General features: G+C 59.0%; 15 protein-coding genes. 11 read left to right on the top strand and 4 right to left on the bottom strand.

Annotation, left to right across the window (positions count from 1 at the left end; genetic code table 11):
• Positions 1–30: 30 nt before the first annotated feature.
• The 4 genes from aguA to V7773_RS19115 all read left to right on the top strand — a co-directional run bounded on the left by aguA (position 31) and on the right by V7773_RS19115 (position 4,027).
• A complete protein-coding gene (aguA, locus tag V7773_RS19130; protein WP_063323393.1) occupies positions 31–1,137 on the top strand; it encodes an agmatine deiminase in 1,107 nt (368 codons plus the stop codon).
• A 242-nt stretch (positions 1,138–1,379) separates the two neighbouring features.
• A complete protein-coding gene (locus V7773_RS19125) occupies positions 1,380–1,580 on the top strand; it encodes a hypothetical protein (RefSeq protein WP_053177657.1) in 201 nt (66 codons plus the stop codon).
• Positions 1,581–1,817: 237 nt separating this feature from the next.
• Positions 1,818–2,489, top strand: coding sequence for a DsbA family protein (locus V7773_RS19120; protein ID WP_336074526.1), 672 nt, complete (start codon positions 1,818–1,820; stop codon positions 2,487–2,489).
• A gap of 251 nt (positions 2,490–2,740) precedes the next feature.
• A complete protein-coding gene (locus V7773_RS19115) occupies positions 2,741–4,027 on the top strand; it encodes an OprD family porin (RefSeq protein ID WP_072342793.1) in 1,287 nt (428 codons plus the stop codon).
• A 159-nt stretch (positions 4,028–4,186) separates the two neighbouring features.
• Here V7773_RS19115 and V7773_RS19110 read toward each other — a convergent pair whose 3' ends face one another.
• Complete coding sequence (locus tag V7773_RS19110; RefSeq protein ID WP_256575074.1) at positions 4,187–4,321, bottom strand: hypothetical protein; 135 nt, start codon at positions 4,319–4,321, stop codon at positions 4,187–4,189.
• A gap of 59 nt (positions 4,322–4,380) precedes the next feature.
• Here V7773_RS19110 and V7773_RS19105 point away from each other — a divergent pair, with 59 nt between their 5' ends.
• The 4 genes from V7773_RS19105 to V7773_RS19090 are packed head-to-tail and all read left to right on the top strand — an operon-like array spanning position 4,381 to position 6,584.
• The gene (locus V7773_RS19105; protein ID WP_003196764.1) at positions 4,381–5,127 is read left to right on the top strand and encodes a 2OG-Fe dioxygenase family protein; all 747 of its coding nucleotides are present in this window, start codon (positions 4,381–4,383) and stop codon (positions 5,125–5,127) included.
• A 13-nt stretch (positions 5,128–5,140) separates the two neighbouring features.
• Positions 5,141–5,578, top strand: a complete 438-nt coding sequence (locus V7773_RS19100; RefSeq protein WP_170845933.1) for a GNAT family N-acetyltransferase — start codon at positions 5,141–5,143, stop codon at positions 5,576–5,578.
• Positions 5,575–6,288 (top strand): AzlC family ABC transporter permease, encoded by a 714-nt coding sequence (locus V7773_RS19095; RefSeq protein ID WP_003196767.1) that lies wholly within the window; start codon positions 5,575–5,577, stop codon positions 6,286–6,288. The genes V7773_RS19100 and V7773_RS19095 overlap by 4 nt, the downstream gene beginning before the upstream one ends.
• Positions 6,267–6,584, top strand: coding sequence for an AzlD domain-containing protein (locus V7773_RS19090; protein WP_063323390.1), 318 nt, complete (start codon positions 6,267–6,269; stop codon positions 6,582–6,584). The genes V7773_RS19095 and V7773_RS19090 overlap by 22 nt, the downstream gene beginning before the upstream one ends.
• Here V7773_RS19090 and V7773_RS19085 read toward each other — a convergent pair.
• A complete protein-coding gene (locus V7773_RS19085) occupies positions 6,501–7,427 on the bottom strand; it encodes a LysR family transcriptional regulator (protein ID WP_092463036.1) in 927 nt (308 codons plus the stop codon). The two genes, V7773_RS19090 and V7773_RS19085, sit on opposite strands and share 84 nt — an antisense overlap.
• Positions 7,428–7,770: 343 nt before the next feature.
• Here V7773_RS19085 and V7773_RS19080 point away from each other — a divergent pair, with 343 nt between their 5' ends.
• Together V7773_RS19080 and V7773_RS19075 are read left to right on the top strand one after the other, a co-directional pair.
• A complete protein-coding gene (locus V7773_RS19080) occupies positions 7,771–8,181 on the top strand; it encodes an MbcA/ParS/Xre antitoxin family protein (RefSeq protein WP_003196771.1) in 411 nt (136 codons plus the stop codon).
• Positions 8,181–8,858, top strand: coding sequence for an RES family NAD+ phosphorylase (locus V7773_RS19075; protein ID WP_336074521.1), 678 nt, complete (start codon positions 8,181–8,183; stop codon positions 8,856–8,858). Before V7773_RS19080 ends, V7773_RS19075 begins: the two co-directional genes overlap by 1 nt.
• 160 nt (positions 8,859–9,018) lie before the next feature.
• Here the strand turns inward: V7773_RS19075 and V7773_RS19070 are convergent, their stop codons facing one another.
• Both V7773_RS19070 and V7773_RS19065 read right to left on the bottom strand, forming a co-directional pair.
• Entirely contained in the window at positions 9,019–10,626 is a 1,608-nt protein-coding gene (locus V7773_RS19070; RefSeq protein ID WP_092146517.1) for a methyl-accepting chemotaxis protein, read from the bottom strand.
• 267 nt (positions 10,627–10,893) lie between these two features.
• Positions 10,894–11,172 carry a DUF3077 domain-containing protein gene (locus V7773_RS19065; RefSeq protein ID WP_336074518.1) on the bottom strand — a complete coding sequence of 93 codons (279 nt, stop codon included), beginning with the start codon at positions 11,170–11,172 and terminating at the stop codon, positions 10,894–10,896.
• Between the two features lie 456 nt (positions 11,173–11,628).
• On the opposite strand from V7773_RS19065, the gene V7773_RS19060 reads away from it, so the two are divergent.
• Entirely contained in the window at positions 11,629–12,165 is a 537-nt protein-coding gene (locus tag V7773_RS19060; protein WP_336074514.1) for a dihydrofolate reductase family protein, read from the top strand.
• Positions 12,166–12,334: the final 169 nt, after the last annotated feature.

Raw genomic sequence — 12,334 nt, 5'->3', positions numbered from 1 at the left:
TGCCACTGCCCATCGCCCAGGAGATGACCCATGACAACGTTGCACAGCACTCCCCGCGCGGATGGTTTCCACATGCCTGCCGAGTGGGCGACCCAGACCCAGGTCTGGATGATCTGGCCCGAGCGCCCGGACAACTGGCGCCTGGGCGGCAAGCCCGCACAGGCCGCCCACATAGCGGTCGCCAAGGCCATCGCCCGTTTTGAACCGGTGACCGTGGCGGTGTCTGCGGCCCAATACGAAAATGCCCGGGCGCGTCTCGATGTGCCGAATATCCGCCTGGTGGAAATGTCCAGCGACGACGCCTGGGTTCGCGACACAGGGCCGACATTCGTCATCAATGACAACGGCGAAGTGCGCGGTGTCGATTGGGATTTCAACGCCTGGGGCGGTTTCGACGGCGGCCTGTATGCACCGTGGAACCGTGATGCGCAAGTGGCCGGCAAGATTCTTGAGATCGAGCGCAGCCCGCGTTATCGCACCGAAGGTTTTGTGCTCGAGGGCGGCTCGATCCATGTGGATGGTGAAGGCACCCTGATCACCACCGAAGAGTGCCTGCTCAACCGCAATCGCAACCCACACTTGAGTCGTGAAGAGATCGAGGCAGTGCTCAGCGCGCAGTTGGCTGTGGACAAGATCATCTGGCTGCCGGACGGTCTGTTCAATGACGAAACCGACGGCCATGTGGATAACTTCTGCTGCTACGTGCGGCCAGGTGAAGTCCTGCTTGCCTGGACCGACGACCCGCAAGACCCGAACTACACCCGCTGTCACGCGGCGATGAACGTGCTGCAAAACAGCACTGACGCCAAGGGACGCCCGTTCACAGTGCACAAAATGCCGATTCCGGGGCCGTTGTACGCCACCGAGGAGGAGTGTGCCGGTGTCGACGCGGTGCAAGGGTCCCAAGAGCGCAACCCAACCGTGCGGCTAGCCGGTTCCTATGTGAACTTCCTGATCGTCAACGGCGGCATCATCGCCCCAAGTTTTGACGATCCGCTGGACGCACCGGCCAGGGACATCCTGCAGAACCTGTTCCCGCAGCACGAAGTGGTCATGGTGCCAGGGCGCGAACTGTTACTGGGGGGCGGCAATATCCATTGCCTTACTCAACAGCAACCTGCACCGCGCGCAAAATGAGTGGCGATGTAACAGCTAGGTGATATCGACCGTGCCGGCTCTAGGTCGGCGGTTTTGGATCCATGCCGGCAAGCCCGCGGCCCAATTGGCGCGCGGGTTTTTTTGTGCCTGTTTATTGGCGTGGCGGATACATTGGCATAGCTCTTGTATCTGAACTTCGGCAGTTCTGGGGAGAGAACTGAGTTGTTTTGTCATAAACCTTGGATAAATTGGCCGCTCATCAACCAGGAGAGGGCGCTGGAATGAATATGATAAGCGAGCGCACATGCCATCCCTTGGCCGTTAATGGTGAGTCGCTTCAAGCCTTGGCGCAGTGGTTGAAATCCAACGGAACGCGTCAGATCAGAGAACCTGATCCGCGCCAGGTAATCGTTGAGCGTTACCCCGTTGGCCTGTTCAGCGAGGCGGAGCTGGAAGCGTTGTGGGATGTGATGCAAGGATAGAGTTCGACGGATTGATAAAAAGCGCTGGCCGGGATGGCAGCGCTTTTTTTTGTATCCGCAGGCTTTCAAATTCGCACAAATCCTATGGGAGCTAGCCAACTCCCATACAGGGGGGGCAAATTCAGTGGGGATATTCGAGCGATTCACGAAACACACTGAAAACCGTTTCAGCGTTTTTCCACAGCGCTCTCAGGACTACGCTGCTGCCATCCAATTCCCATGGTTAGCGGAGTCCTCATGGCCACTCTTCATTATATCTACGACCCGCTGTGCGGCTGGTGTTACGGCGCCAAGCCGCTGGTGCAGGCTGCCCGAAGTGTATTGCCGGTGATTGCTCATGGCGGCGGTATGATGACCGGTGCCAATCGCCAGCAGGTTTCGCCGCAATTGCGCGATTACGTGATGCCCCACGACCGGCGTATCGCCGAATATTCCGGGCAGCCGTTTGGCGAGGCCTACTTTGAAGGTTTGCTGCGTGACCACAGCGCCGTGTTCGATTCGGCGCCGCCGACCGCCGCCATCCTCGCTGCTGAACAGCTCGGCGGCCACGGCCTGGAATTGCTCGGGCGCCTGCAAACCGCGCACTACGTCGAGGGTCGGCGCATCGCTGACGAAACCGTTCTGCTGGAGTTCGCTCAATCCATGGGCCTGCCGGCCCAGGCGTTCCTGGCGGCGTTGCGCGCGGTTGACGTGCAGGGGCATATCAAGGCCAGTCGTACCTTGCTGGCTCAGGTTGGCGGCCAGGGTTTCCCGACCTTGGCCCTGGAGCAGGACGGCCAGTTCACGCTGATCGACATCGGCCCCTGGCTCGGCAAGCCCGAGGCATTCGCCCAATGGCTGGCGCAAGCCACGCCGGTTCAGGCCTCCACGCCACCAGCGGCCTGCGGTCTGGATGGTTGTTCGCGGTGAGCAGTTCTTAGACATTTTTTGCCTGATTACAGACGTTTCACGAAATTGACACACCGTTGAGGGCGCGACTAGGATTCGTCCTACGCCTGTGGCTAACAGCCATGACTCTTAAATAATAAAAAGGCCCGACACGATCACTCGTGGGCGGGCCTTTTCATTATTTCCAGGAGCAAGAGTCCGAAAAAGAGCGCAAAAAGCGCCATTTCGGTTGCCCGCCACAGTGCGTATCAACCCGTACAAGGAAAATAAACATGTTGAACAAGCGCATTAGTTTGATCGCACTGGGGATCTTGAGCACGACACACGCCATGGCCAATGACCAGGCTGAGTCCAAGGGGTTCGTTGAAGACAGCAGCTTGAAAGTGCTGTTGCGCAACGCTTATATCAATCGCGACTACAAAGATGGCAACCAAGACAAGGCCGAGTGGGGCCAGGCGGCCATAGGTACCTTCTCGTCCGGTTTCACCCAGGGCACCGTGGGTGTCGGTGTGGATGCGTTCGGCCTGTACGCGCTGCGTCTGGACGGCGGTAAAGGCCGCAGCGGTGCGGGTGGCATCGACTTCTTCAAGCAAGGCGACAGCGGCAACGCGGCCGATGACCTGTCCAAGTTCGGGGCAGCGGTCAAGTTCCGCGTCTCCAACACCGTGCTGGCCTACGGCGACCAGATGCCGGCCCTGCCGGTGCTCAGCTATGACAACTCGCGCCTGTTGCCGGAAAGCTACACCGGCACGTTGATCACGTCCAAGGAGATCAAGGGCCTGGAACTCAATGCCGGCCGTTTCACCGCCGAATCGCGCAAGAGTGCTGAAGGCCGCGACAGCGGTGGCCTGAAGTCGATCAACGTCTTGGGCGGCAGCTATCAGTTCACCGAGCAGTTCAAGGCTTCGCTCTACGCTTCGGATGTCGAAGACGTATTGAAGAAGCAATACGTGAACGCCAACTATGTGTTCCCGCTGGCCAAGGATCAGTCCCTGACCCTGGATTTCAACGGTTATCGCACCAAGCTGGACAACAGCTACGTTCGTGAAAACAACGTCACCGGCGATGACAACAAGATCTGGAGCCTGGCAGCCACCTTCGCCACGGGGCCGCACAGCTTCACGCTCGCCCACCAGCGCAGTACCGGCGACAGCAACCTGGGTTATGCCTACGGTGGCTATCAGCGCGAGCAGAATCGGGTGGGTGATGGCGGCAATACGATCTACCTGGCCAACTCCTACTGGTCCGACTTCAACGCTGAAGACGAACGCAGCTGGCAGTTGGGCTATGGCCTGGATTTCACCACCTTCGGCGTACCGGGCCTGACTTATAACGTTGCTTATGTGCGTGGCGATAACATCACCACCTCGACCAGCGAAGGCGGCACCGAGCGCGAGATCTTCAACCAGTTCAAGTACGTGGTCCAGAGCGGTCCGGCCAAGGACTTGAGCGTCAGGTTGCGCAGTTCCGTGCTGCGGGTGTCGCAGAAGTCCAGCGAGTACAACGTCAGCGGCAATGAGCTGCGGGTGTTCGTGGATTACCCGATCAACGTCTTCTGATGCCTGATCAGGTTGTAAGTCTATAAAACCGTGGTGAGGGAGCTTGCTCCCGCTGGGCTGCGCAGCAGCCCTTCTGGTGTGAGCGCTGCGCACTCAAGCGGGAGCAAGCTCCCTCGCCACAATTGATCACGCCTGCCTGCAATAAATAGCGTTGCGACCTCAAACTCGGGTCTTTTTGGCTTTCAGCACAAAAAACACCGCTGGAACCGCCTGTTTTCCCGAACAAAAGTCGTACTCATGCAATTTTTGCCAGCGTTTCAAGCGCCGCTTGAAATGCCTCAAATACTTTCTCATGGACGTAAATCCTGCACCTACTAGATTAGGCCGCTCAATGCAGCGGAGACCTATGAAAAATGATCGTTCTGAACAGGGAAGTGGGCGAAGCGCTAAGACGTGACAAATACGTCAATGTTCGCGGTGGAGACTTCAACCTCTACGGTCATTTCGGCGATTTTGTCCGGCTGACCAAAAGCTGGGAAAACATGGAGCCCGACAGCTACTACGGCCAGGCCGAGTCAGGCATGCGTTTTCGCCGCTACAGCGACTTCGAATACAACCCTACGACCCGCGAGCTCACGCAGCTCGAACACCGGGCCTACATTCAGTCCAAGGCCAACAACAGCTATGTCGGTGGACTGGAGCGGCACTTTCAGGACTTCTCCAACGAAGTGATCAATTCGCCGGTGATGCGCAGCCTGATCGACACGGACTTCGAGGTCTACAAGAACGTCCTGCCGCAGGAGCTGCACGATGAAATCTGGCAGTGCCAGATCCATCAGATCCGCATCGAGATCAAGCCGGGCAAACAACTGGAAATCACCCCCGAAGGGATTCACTGTGATGGCTATCCGTTCAGCGGCGTGCACTTCTGGGGTCGCCAGAATGTGGCGGGTGCGGAAAGCCGTTTGTACAGCGCCCAGGAAGAACAGCTGGCGGCGACGACCTACGAGGACATCCTCGACACGACGTTCTTCCTGGATCGCGACATGCGCCATTACGTGACCCCGGCGCGCAACACCCATAGCCATGACATGGCGTACCGGCAGATCCTGGCCATCTCCTTCTCGCGGCCCGGGACCGCTTTCGACATTGTTCGCTGAACGGCTCGAACCCATGGACGACCCGACGCAGCAGGTCCTGTTGCGCCGGGCCATGGTCCGGGACGCCGAGCGACTGGAGCGGTTTTTTCGCGGTTTCGACGAAGTGTCGTTCTGCGAATGGCAGGACGCCCGATTCTTGCGCGGTGTGTTGTTGCAGGAAACCACCACCGCGTACCTGGCTATCGATGCGAGCGGTGACGTGGTGGGTGCCGTGATCGGCGGTATGCTCGGTACCCGTGGCACGATCAATCACCTGGCGGTCAGCATGCAGCATCGCGCCAAAGGCCTGGGCCAGCGCTTGGTTGAAGCCGCGTCGGCTGACATGAAACGGGTCGGCGTGCTGCGCATGTTCCTTTTTGTCGACGATGCTAATCTGGCCGGCAAGCGCTTCTGGGCGGCCCAGGGCTTCTGTGAGCCCCGGGGCGAAATCACCTTCGAGAGGGATTTATGAACAAGACTTCCAGCCAGCCGCTGGCGGTCGAACCACAAGCCTCGCGTACCTTTGCTGAAGCCAGTCCGGTGGTAGCGGGTTATTTCACGGTTTCGTTTGTGTTCGGTCTGATGGCGGTCAACGCCGGGTTGCCCCTGTGGTTGCCGGTGGCGATGTGCCTGTTCGTCTACGCGGGCGCTTCGCAATTCGCGGCGCTGGCGCTGATTTCCAGCGGCGCGTCGCTGACCACCATCGTGCTCACCACGTTCCTGATCAATGCCCGCCACATGCTGATGTCGGTCTACATGGCCAAGGCCCTGCGTGCGCTGGGGCTCAGCCGTTTCGAGCGCTGGTGCTACGCGGCGGGGCTGACGGACGAGTCGTTCGCGTTCCACAGCGTCAAGCTCGGCAGCGGGGCGCCGGTGAGTGTGCGCTACCTGGTCGGTTTCAACCTGTTCTGCCATACGTCCTGGGTACTGGGTGGCTTGCTGGGCGCCGTATGTGCGCAATACGCGGCGCACCTCATCAAATACCAGCTCGACTATGCCCTGACAGCGATGATGCTCTATGTGCTGGTTTCGTTGTGCAACACCCGCAACAAACTGATCGCAGCCCTGGCGGCTGTCGTCTGCATGGGCGGGCTGAGCCTGCTGGGCAGCTCGCCATTCAATGTCTTCATTGCCACGTTCGTTGGCTGCGGGGTAGGCGTATGCCTGACCAAACGTTCCTGATCCTGGTCGTGGTCCTGATGATGGCCGTGACCTTCCTGCCGCGCGCCCTGCCGTTGCAGATCAATACCGAACACTGGCCGCCCTTTATTGCCCGCGCCCTGGAATACCTGCCAGTGGCGATCGTCGCTGCCATCAGTCTGACTCCCTTGTTGATCAAGGATCAGCAGATACAACTCGACCGCCCTGAGTTTTATGCCGCGATTCCGACGCTGTTATGTGCGTATTTCAGCCGCAACCTGTTTCTCAGTGTGGCGGTGGGCACGGCGGCGTACATCGCGCTCGGTTCGTTCCTGTAGCGTCAGGTCCACCACATCGTGCAGTGCCTGGCCGGACAACTCCGGATTGTTCACCGCCAGGCGGACTTCAAGGAAATCCTCGAAATCCGGGAAAATCGCCAGGCCGTTGCGCAGCGCGGCTTCCCGGGACACCAGCCCCAAGCCATCGAGCTGAGTGATCAATGACAGCGTCAGCGTTTCACTGCAGGAATACACCATGCGCTGGCTCGACCCGTATTCACCCAGACCGGCGTCGAGAAAGCGCAGGAAGCTGTGGGAATACGGGCATTCTTCTGCCGGACGCACCTGAAACTTGTCACCGAGCAGGCCAAGGGAATCGTCTGCATCGCCACAATGGGCGCCGACCACCCGCACCTGCACATCCGGCATGGTGATGCTGGTAAAACCGCCCTGTTGCTGGCCGATCAGGACCGCCAGGTCAAAATCTTCATTCCTGAGTTTGCTCAGGTTCTCCATCGACTCGGCGTAGCTGAATTCCAGCTGATACTGGGGGAACACAGCGATCAACCGGTCGATCATTCGCCGGTTGAACTCCGCCGGCAGGGTGGTATTGAGCGCCATTCTGAGGGTGCGCTGTCGCGGGGTCTTGAGCGCCGCGACTTTCTCCTCCAACTGCCGGGTGGCAATCAGCACCTGATCCATGAAGGGGGTCAGTTCCGAGCCTTGGCTCGTCAACGTCAGGCCCTTGTTCGAGCGCCGGAACAACCGGAAACCGAACTGTTCCTCGACCTTGTTCAACTGCGCCGCCAACGCCTGCACCGTGAGGCACGAATGCTCGGCCGCTGCCGACAACGAGCCGGTCTGCACGATACGCATGAGGTTGCGTAGGGTTCTGCTATCCATGAGGTAATGCCCTCTGCTTAAGTGGGCTCGCTATTGTTGTGCACCTGGGACGGCCAAGTGGTCATGCTGGCTATCATCATGCACCTTGCCACGCTTGTCGCGATTTTGTGCCGAAAAGCGCCGGGAGGCGATGGTTGGAGCTTATGCGGGATTTGCGGATTTTGCCCAGCAGATGCTGGCCAAGACCCGTTAGCGGGAAGCTGGTTACGTTTATTGCCCTGAGAAGCCATGCCGAATTGTACAAATGGAGTGTCGATAAATTCCGCTTGCGAATAAAAAATTAAAAATAATCCACATCTGTACTATCCTCTAAGCACCACCCCGCGATAAAGGAGCCCAAACCATGGCGACTTCCTCCATCACTCTCAATGCGCAGCAACAATTGGATTCCCCGGATGCGGGTCGAGTCGCGTTGAAGTTTTTCTTCAACCTCATGGCGCTCTGGGGCTGCAGCGTCGAGCAGCAGCGCACATTGCTGGGCAAGGTGGGAAACACGACCTTCTACAAATACAAACAATTGCCGGAAAACGTGAAGCTGCCTCGCGATACGCTCGAGCGCATTTCCTACCTCATGGGTATCCACAAGGCACTGAGCATTATCTTCAGCAACAGCCGGGACCGTGCTTATCAATGGGTCAGCAGCCCGAACACCGCGGCACCGTTCAACGGCCAGTCGGCACTGTCCTACATGCTGACCGGCCGCGTGGTAGACATCGCCGATGTGCGGCGATACCTCGACGGAGTACGCGGTTGATGATGCCACCACTGGCGGACCCGCAATGGAATCGGGCCTATCGGATCGTCAACAGCAGCTTCCCGCCGATTTCGCTGTTTGAAGACGTACTCGACCCTGAGGACCTGCCCACGGCCTACGCCCTGGAAGCGTTGACCAACGATCGGCTGATGGAGCAAGCCGGCGTGCTGTCCCGGGTCCGTCCAGAGGACCGCATTTCCGGGCCCGGCTCCTCGCCGGTGATGGCGGCGTTTACCCACATCGGCAAAAGCAGCCGCTTCAGCGACGGCACCTTCGGCGTCTACTACGCCGCCAGCAGCCAGGAAGCGGCCATTGCCGAGACCTGCTACCACCAGGCGCGATTCCTTGGCGCGACCAACGAGCCAGACCTGGAGCTGACCATGCGCACCTACATCAACAAGGTGGTCAAACCTCTGCACGATATTCGCCACGACTACCCCCACCTCCACAACCCGGACCCTACCGCCTATGGTCCGTCCCAAGTGTTCGCCCGACAACTGCGTGAAACCTTGTCGTGGGGGCTGCTGTACAACAGCGTCCGCCTGTCCGGCCACGAATGCGTGGCCGCGTTTCGCCCTCCGGCGGTTTCGATTCCGGTGCAGGGCAAGCATATTCGGTACGTCTGGAGCGCCCAGAAGCGGGAGATTTCGTTTGTGTTCGAGGTGAGTCAGGTGTGAGCGGGACTTTTGCTAGCGCGGATTGATCGTTCCCACGCTCCCGCGTGGGAATACATCCCGTGACGCTCTGCGTCACCATGCGGAACGCAGAGCGTCCCTGGCGGCATTCCCACGCGGCGCGTGGGAACGATCAAACGGGAAGTTGCTACGGCCTGATTGATCAAACCTTGAACTGCTGCACCGAAGCCTGCATCGACCCCGCCGCATTGTTCAATTGATCCGCCGTTTGCGTCAGGTTGTGAATCGAGCGTGTGTTCTCACGGGACTGCTCGGCAATCGACTCCACCCGCTGGGCCATCTCATCACTGGCCTTGGATTGCTCGGCAATGGTCTGGGAAATTTCCTCCACCACTTCGGCCGCATGCCGGGCACCGGTGCGGATCTCGCTGATGGACACCCCGGCCTGCTGGGCCAGGTTGACGCCTTCGTCCACACGGCTGACACACGCCTGCATGTTCGCCACCGCGTCCCGGGCGCTGGACTGGATGCGCTCGATCATCGCGGTGATTTCCTGGGTGGACTGGGTGGTGCGCGCCGCCAGGTTGCGCACCTCATCGGCCACCACCGCAAAACCACGCCCCGCCTCACCGGCGCGGGCGGCTTCGATGGCGGCGTTGAGCGCCAGCAAGTTGGTCTGTTCGGCGATGCTCTTGATCACTTGGATGATGGAATGAATGTCCTCGGATGATGCGTCCAGCGCCGTGATCTTGCTGGAGGACTGGTTGACCACCTCGGCGATCCGGTTCATGCCTTCCACCACCCCGAGAATCACCTGGCCACCGCTGCTCGCCAAATGCTCGGACTGCGCGGAGATGGTTCGGGCGCTGTCGGCGTGCTGATGGATCTGGCTGATATTCGCCATCATCTGCTCCATGCTCGCCGCCATGCTGGTTGCGCTCTGGGCCTGCTGATCGGCGCTGGACACAATCTGTCGTGCCGTATCGCCCAGGTGCCGGGACGTGCCGTGCAACTCATCGCTCTGGCCGCGGATCGTGGCGATCATCTGCCGCAGATTGGTCTGCATCTGCTCGATCACACCTTGCAACTGACCCAACTCATCCTTGCTCTGAGCCCCCATCGAGCGCTGCAAATCCCCTTGGGACATCGCCTGGGCATTGAGGATGATCTTGTTCAGTGGCGTCAGCACAGCCTTGAGCAGGCTCCACGACAACAGCGCCAGCGCCACGCAAGTGGCCAGTAGTGTCGCGATCAGCCAGCGCTCCGAGGTGTGAATGCTGTGGTCCTGATGCTCACGCGAGGATTGCGCCTGGTTCTCGATCAGCTCACTCACTGCCTCGTTGCGCTCCTCCAACGCCGAAAACGCCCCGTCGAACTCCGCCCGCAACGCCTGGCCATCCTGGGCACCGCTCAGAGCCTTGCCGATTATTTGCTTGGCTTTGTCGATATACGTTTCGACCTGTGGTTTAAGCTCGCCAATCGCCTTGGCGACATCCCCCGGTAACTTGGCCTCGGCGTTTTCGGCGATAACCTTGCGCATCCGCTGCGTATGCTCATCGAATGCCTCCGTCACCTCCTTGGCCGCCTGAGTGTCCCCCGGTGCCACCAGCAATGCCGCCAACACATCGGCACGAATGGCGTCGTGCATCATGTCCGCCTCCATGTGCTTGCGCATGGCCGAAATACTGGTCTCGTTCTGCACCAGGGCCTCGGTCATGGAGTGATAACCCCACAGCCCTATACCGCCGAGCAATAGCGCAAAAGAAAGACTGACCAACCCCGAGCCTATGACTTTGGTGCGGATCTTCATCGCTTACTGCTCCTGGAGCGGGGGAATTCTGGGAAGTGTAGTCGAGCGCCAGCAGAGCCTTGGGGTAGCCCAGGCTCTTATCTGAGGCTATCGGCGGGGGAGATGATTAGATGAATACAGCGCCAACTGTTTGGGCCTGGGACAGAGTGAACCTGTGGCGAGGGGATTTATCCCCGATGATGGGCGTGAAGCAGCCCTTCTTTAATCTGCTCCGGCAGATAAAATCCAAGGCTGCCCCGCTCGTGAGCAGCATTGGGTTTGCAACTCTTAAGCCGGCTTACTCCCCGGCGCCTCAAGCACCTTCACGACGTCATCGATGACGGCCTTGCTCATATCCTGCAAATAACACGAAGCCCAGGCATACCGATCCGTACCGCGAATCATCGCCGCGTCCTCGGCCAGGACCTTGGCAACGTGGAGCAGATCGGAAGCGTGGGACAGGGCTTCGCCGATGGGTATGCCGCTGTTGACGCGGAATAAAGGGCGGTCGGAGTGGTAGCAGAAGGGGGTTAGGCCCGGGGTTCTGAGGTCTTTGGGATGGGTCATTGCGCACCTCCATTTGCCAATTGGCGGCGGACGATGACTAGCAAAGCGATAAAGCGAGACTGCAGCAGATCCATGGCATGCATCGATAAACTCCCATATCAGATGAGAGCTGCCACGTTCGTTCTCAGGCGAATGGGTGGCAGCTGTGCGCAGGCTGAGAAACCGGAGATACAGGAACCCGGCAGACCCGAAGGTCTCCCACGCACAGCCGCCATTGCACGGAATGCGGACATAAAAAAACGCCGCAAAACGTGGTTCGGGCGCTGTAGCGCCTGCATCTTACTCGGGTTCTCAGGCCCGGTCGCTGAATTGGCAGCGACGGTTGGAGGGTAGCGGGTAGATGGGGAGGCTGCAATCGTGGCGCGATGCTGGCGGAGGCGGTTTAGGTATTTTTATGGATGAGCAATAATTTCCTGCTTCCGGTCATGCATCGACATACCTCTCAAGGAGCCCCTGATGGCCACCGCCCATGTTTTCATAGCCACCAGCCTAGATGGTTTCATTGCCCGGCCCGATGGTGACATCGATTGGCTTTTGCAGCGCGACGATCCAACCGAGGACCATGGCTACTCAGACTTCATCGCCGATAAAGACGTGATTGTGATGGGGCGGGGAAGCTACGAGAAGGTACTGACCTTTGACACTTGGTTCTATGAACGACCCGTGGTGGTGCTGTCTGAACGGCTGGCGGGTTCGCCGGTGCCCGAGGCGCTGAAGGGGAAGTTGCGTTTCTCCAACCTCTCGCCCAGGGATGTGATGGAGGAACTGACGAGGCAAGGTGTACGTCGAGTTTATGTCGACGGTGGACAGGTGGTGCAATCATTCCTGCGCGATGGATTAGTCGCCGATATGGTGATTACCACTGTTCCTGTGCTGATCGGGGCGGGCAGACCGTTGTTCGGGGCCCTTCAACAGGATGTTGAATTGAAACTGATATCCAGCCGCTGCTTTCCCTCGGGATTGGTGCAGTCCACGTATCGGTTGGGCTCATGAGCCGCTCACATGGGATCTGCTTTGCGCTCTGAGAATGACCTCTGACGGAACCAAGCCGTTTTCCAGGCTTGCTCCAATGAGGTGTTTAGCTCGCTGTAAAGACCAATGTCATTACAGTGATTTGTCTAGTCCTGAAATAGGTTTGCACCTGTTTCAGGACTAGACACAG

It is taken from the genome of Pseudomonas sp. 3JA (genome assembly GCF_036961705.1).
GTDB classification, from domain to species: domain Bacteria; phylum Pseudomonadota; class Gammaproteobacteria; order Pseudomonadales; family Pseudomonadaceae; genus Aquipseudomonas; species Aquipseudomonas fluorescens_Q.
Note: the sequence above shows the minus strand (reverse complement) of the source record. Positions and strands in the feature narration are given on the sequence as shown.

What these genes read in the sequence shown, in the direction of transcription:
- V7773_RS19100 (WP_170845933.1), top strand. Translation starts at nt 5,141, where the DNA reads ATGGACGACCCGACGCAGCAGGTCCTGTTGCGCCGGGCCATGGTCCGG.
- V7773_RS19125 (WP_053177657.1), top strand. Translation starts at nt 1,380, where the DNA reads ATGAATATGATAAGCGAGCGCACATGCCATCCCTTGGCCGTTAATGGT.
- V7773_RS19075 (WP_336074521.1), top strand. Translation starts at nt 8,181, where the DNA reads ATGATGCCACCACTGGCGGACCCGCAATGGAATCGGGCCTATCGGATC.
- V7773_RS19095 (WP_003196767.1), top strand. Translation starts at nt 5,575, where the DNA reads ATGAACAAGACTTCCAGCCAGCCGCTGGCGGTCGAACCACAAGCCTCG.
- V7773_RS19085 (WP_092463036.1), bottom strand. Translation starts at nt 7,427, where the DNA reads ATGGATAGCAGAACCCTACGCAACCTCATGCGTATCGTGCAGACCGGC.
- V7773_RS19065 (WP_336074518.1), bottom strand. Translation starts at nt 11,172, where the DNA reads ATGACCCATCCCAAAGACCTCAGAACCCCGGGCCTAACCCCCTTCTGC.
- V7773_RS19080 (WP_003196771.1), top strand. Translation starts at nt 7,771, where the DNA reads ATGGCGACTTCCTCCATCACTCTCAATGCGCAGCAACAATTGGATTCC.
- V7773_RS19070 (WP_092146517.1), bottom strand. Translation starts at nt 10,626, where the DNA reads ATGAAGATCCGCACCAAAGTCATAGGCTCGGGGTTGGTCAGTCTTTCT.
- V7773_RS19120 (WP_336074526.1), top strand. Translation starts at nt 1,818, where the DNA reads ATGGCCACTCTTCATTATATCTACGACCCGCTGTGCGGCTGGTGTTAC.
- V7773_RS19105 (WP_003196764.1), top strand. Translation starts at nt 4,381, where the DNA reads ATGATCGTTCTGAACAGGGAAGTGGGCGAAGCGCTAAGACGTGACAAA.
- V7773_RS19090 (WP_063323390.1), top strand. Translation starts at nt 6,267, where the DNA reads ATGCCTGACCAAACGTTCCTGATCCTGGTCGTGGTCCTGATGATGGCC.
- V7773_RS19060 (WP_336074514.1), top strand. Translation starts at nt 11,629, where the DNA reads ATGGCCACCGCCCATGTTTTCATAGCCACCAGCCTAGATGGTTTCATT.
- V7773_RS19115 (WP_072342793.1), top strand. Translation starts at nt 2,741, where the DNA reads ATGTTGAACAAGCGCATTAGTTTGATCGCACTGGGGATCTTGAGCACG.
- V7773_RS19110 (WP_256575074.1), bottom strand. Translation starts at nt 4,321, where the DNA reads ATGAGAAAGTATTTGAGGCATTTCAAGCGGCGCTTGAAACGCTGGCAA.
- aguA (WP_063323393.1), top strand. Translation starts at nt 31, where the DNA reads ATGACAACGTTGCACAGCACTCCCCGCGCGGATGGTTTCCACATGCCT.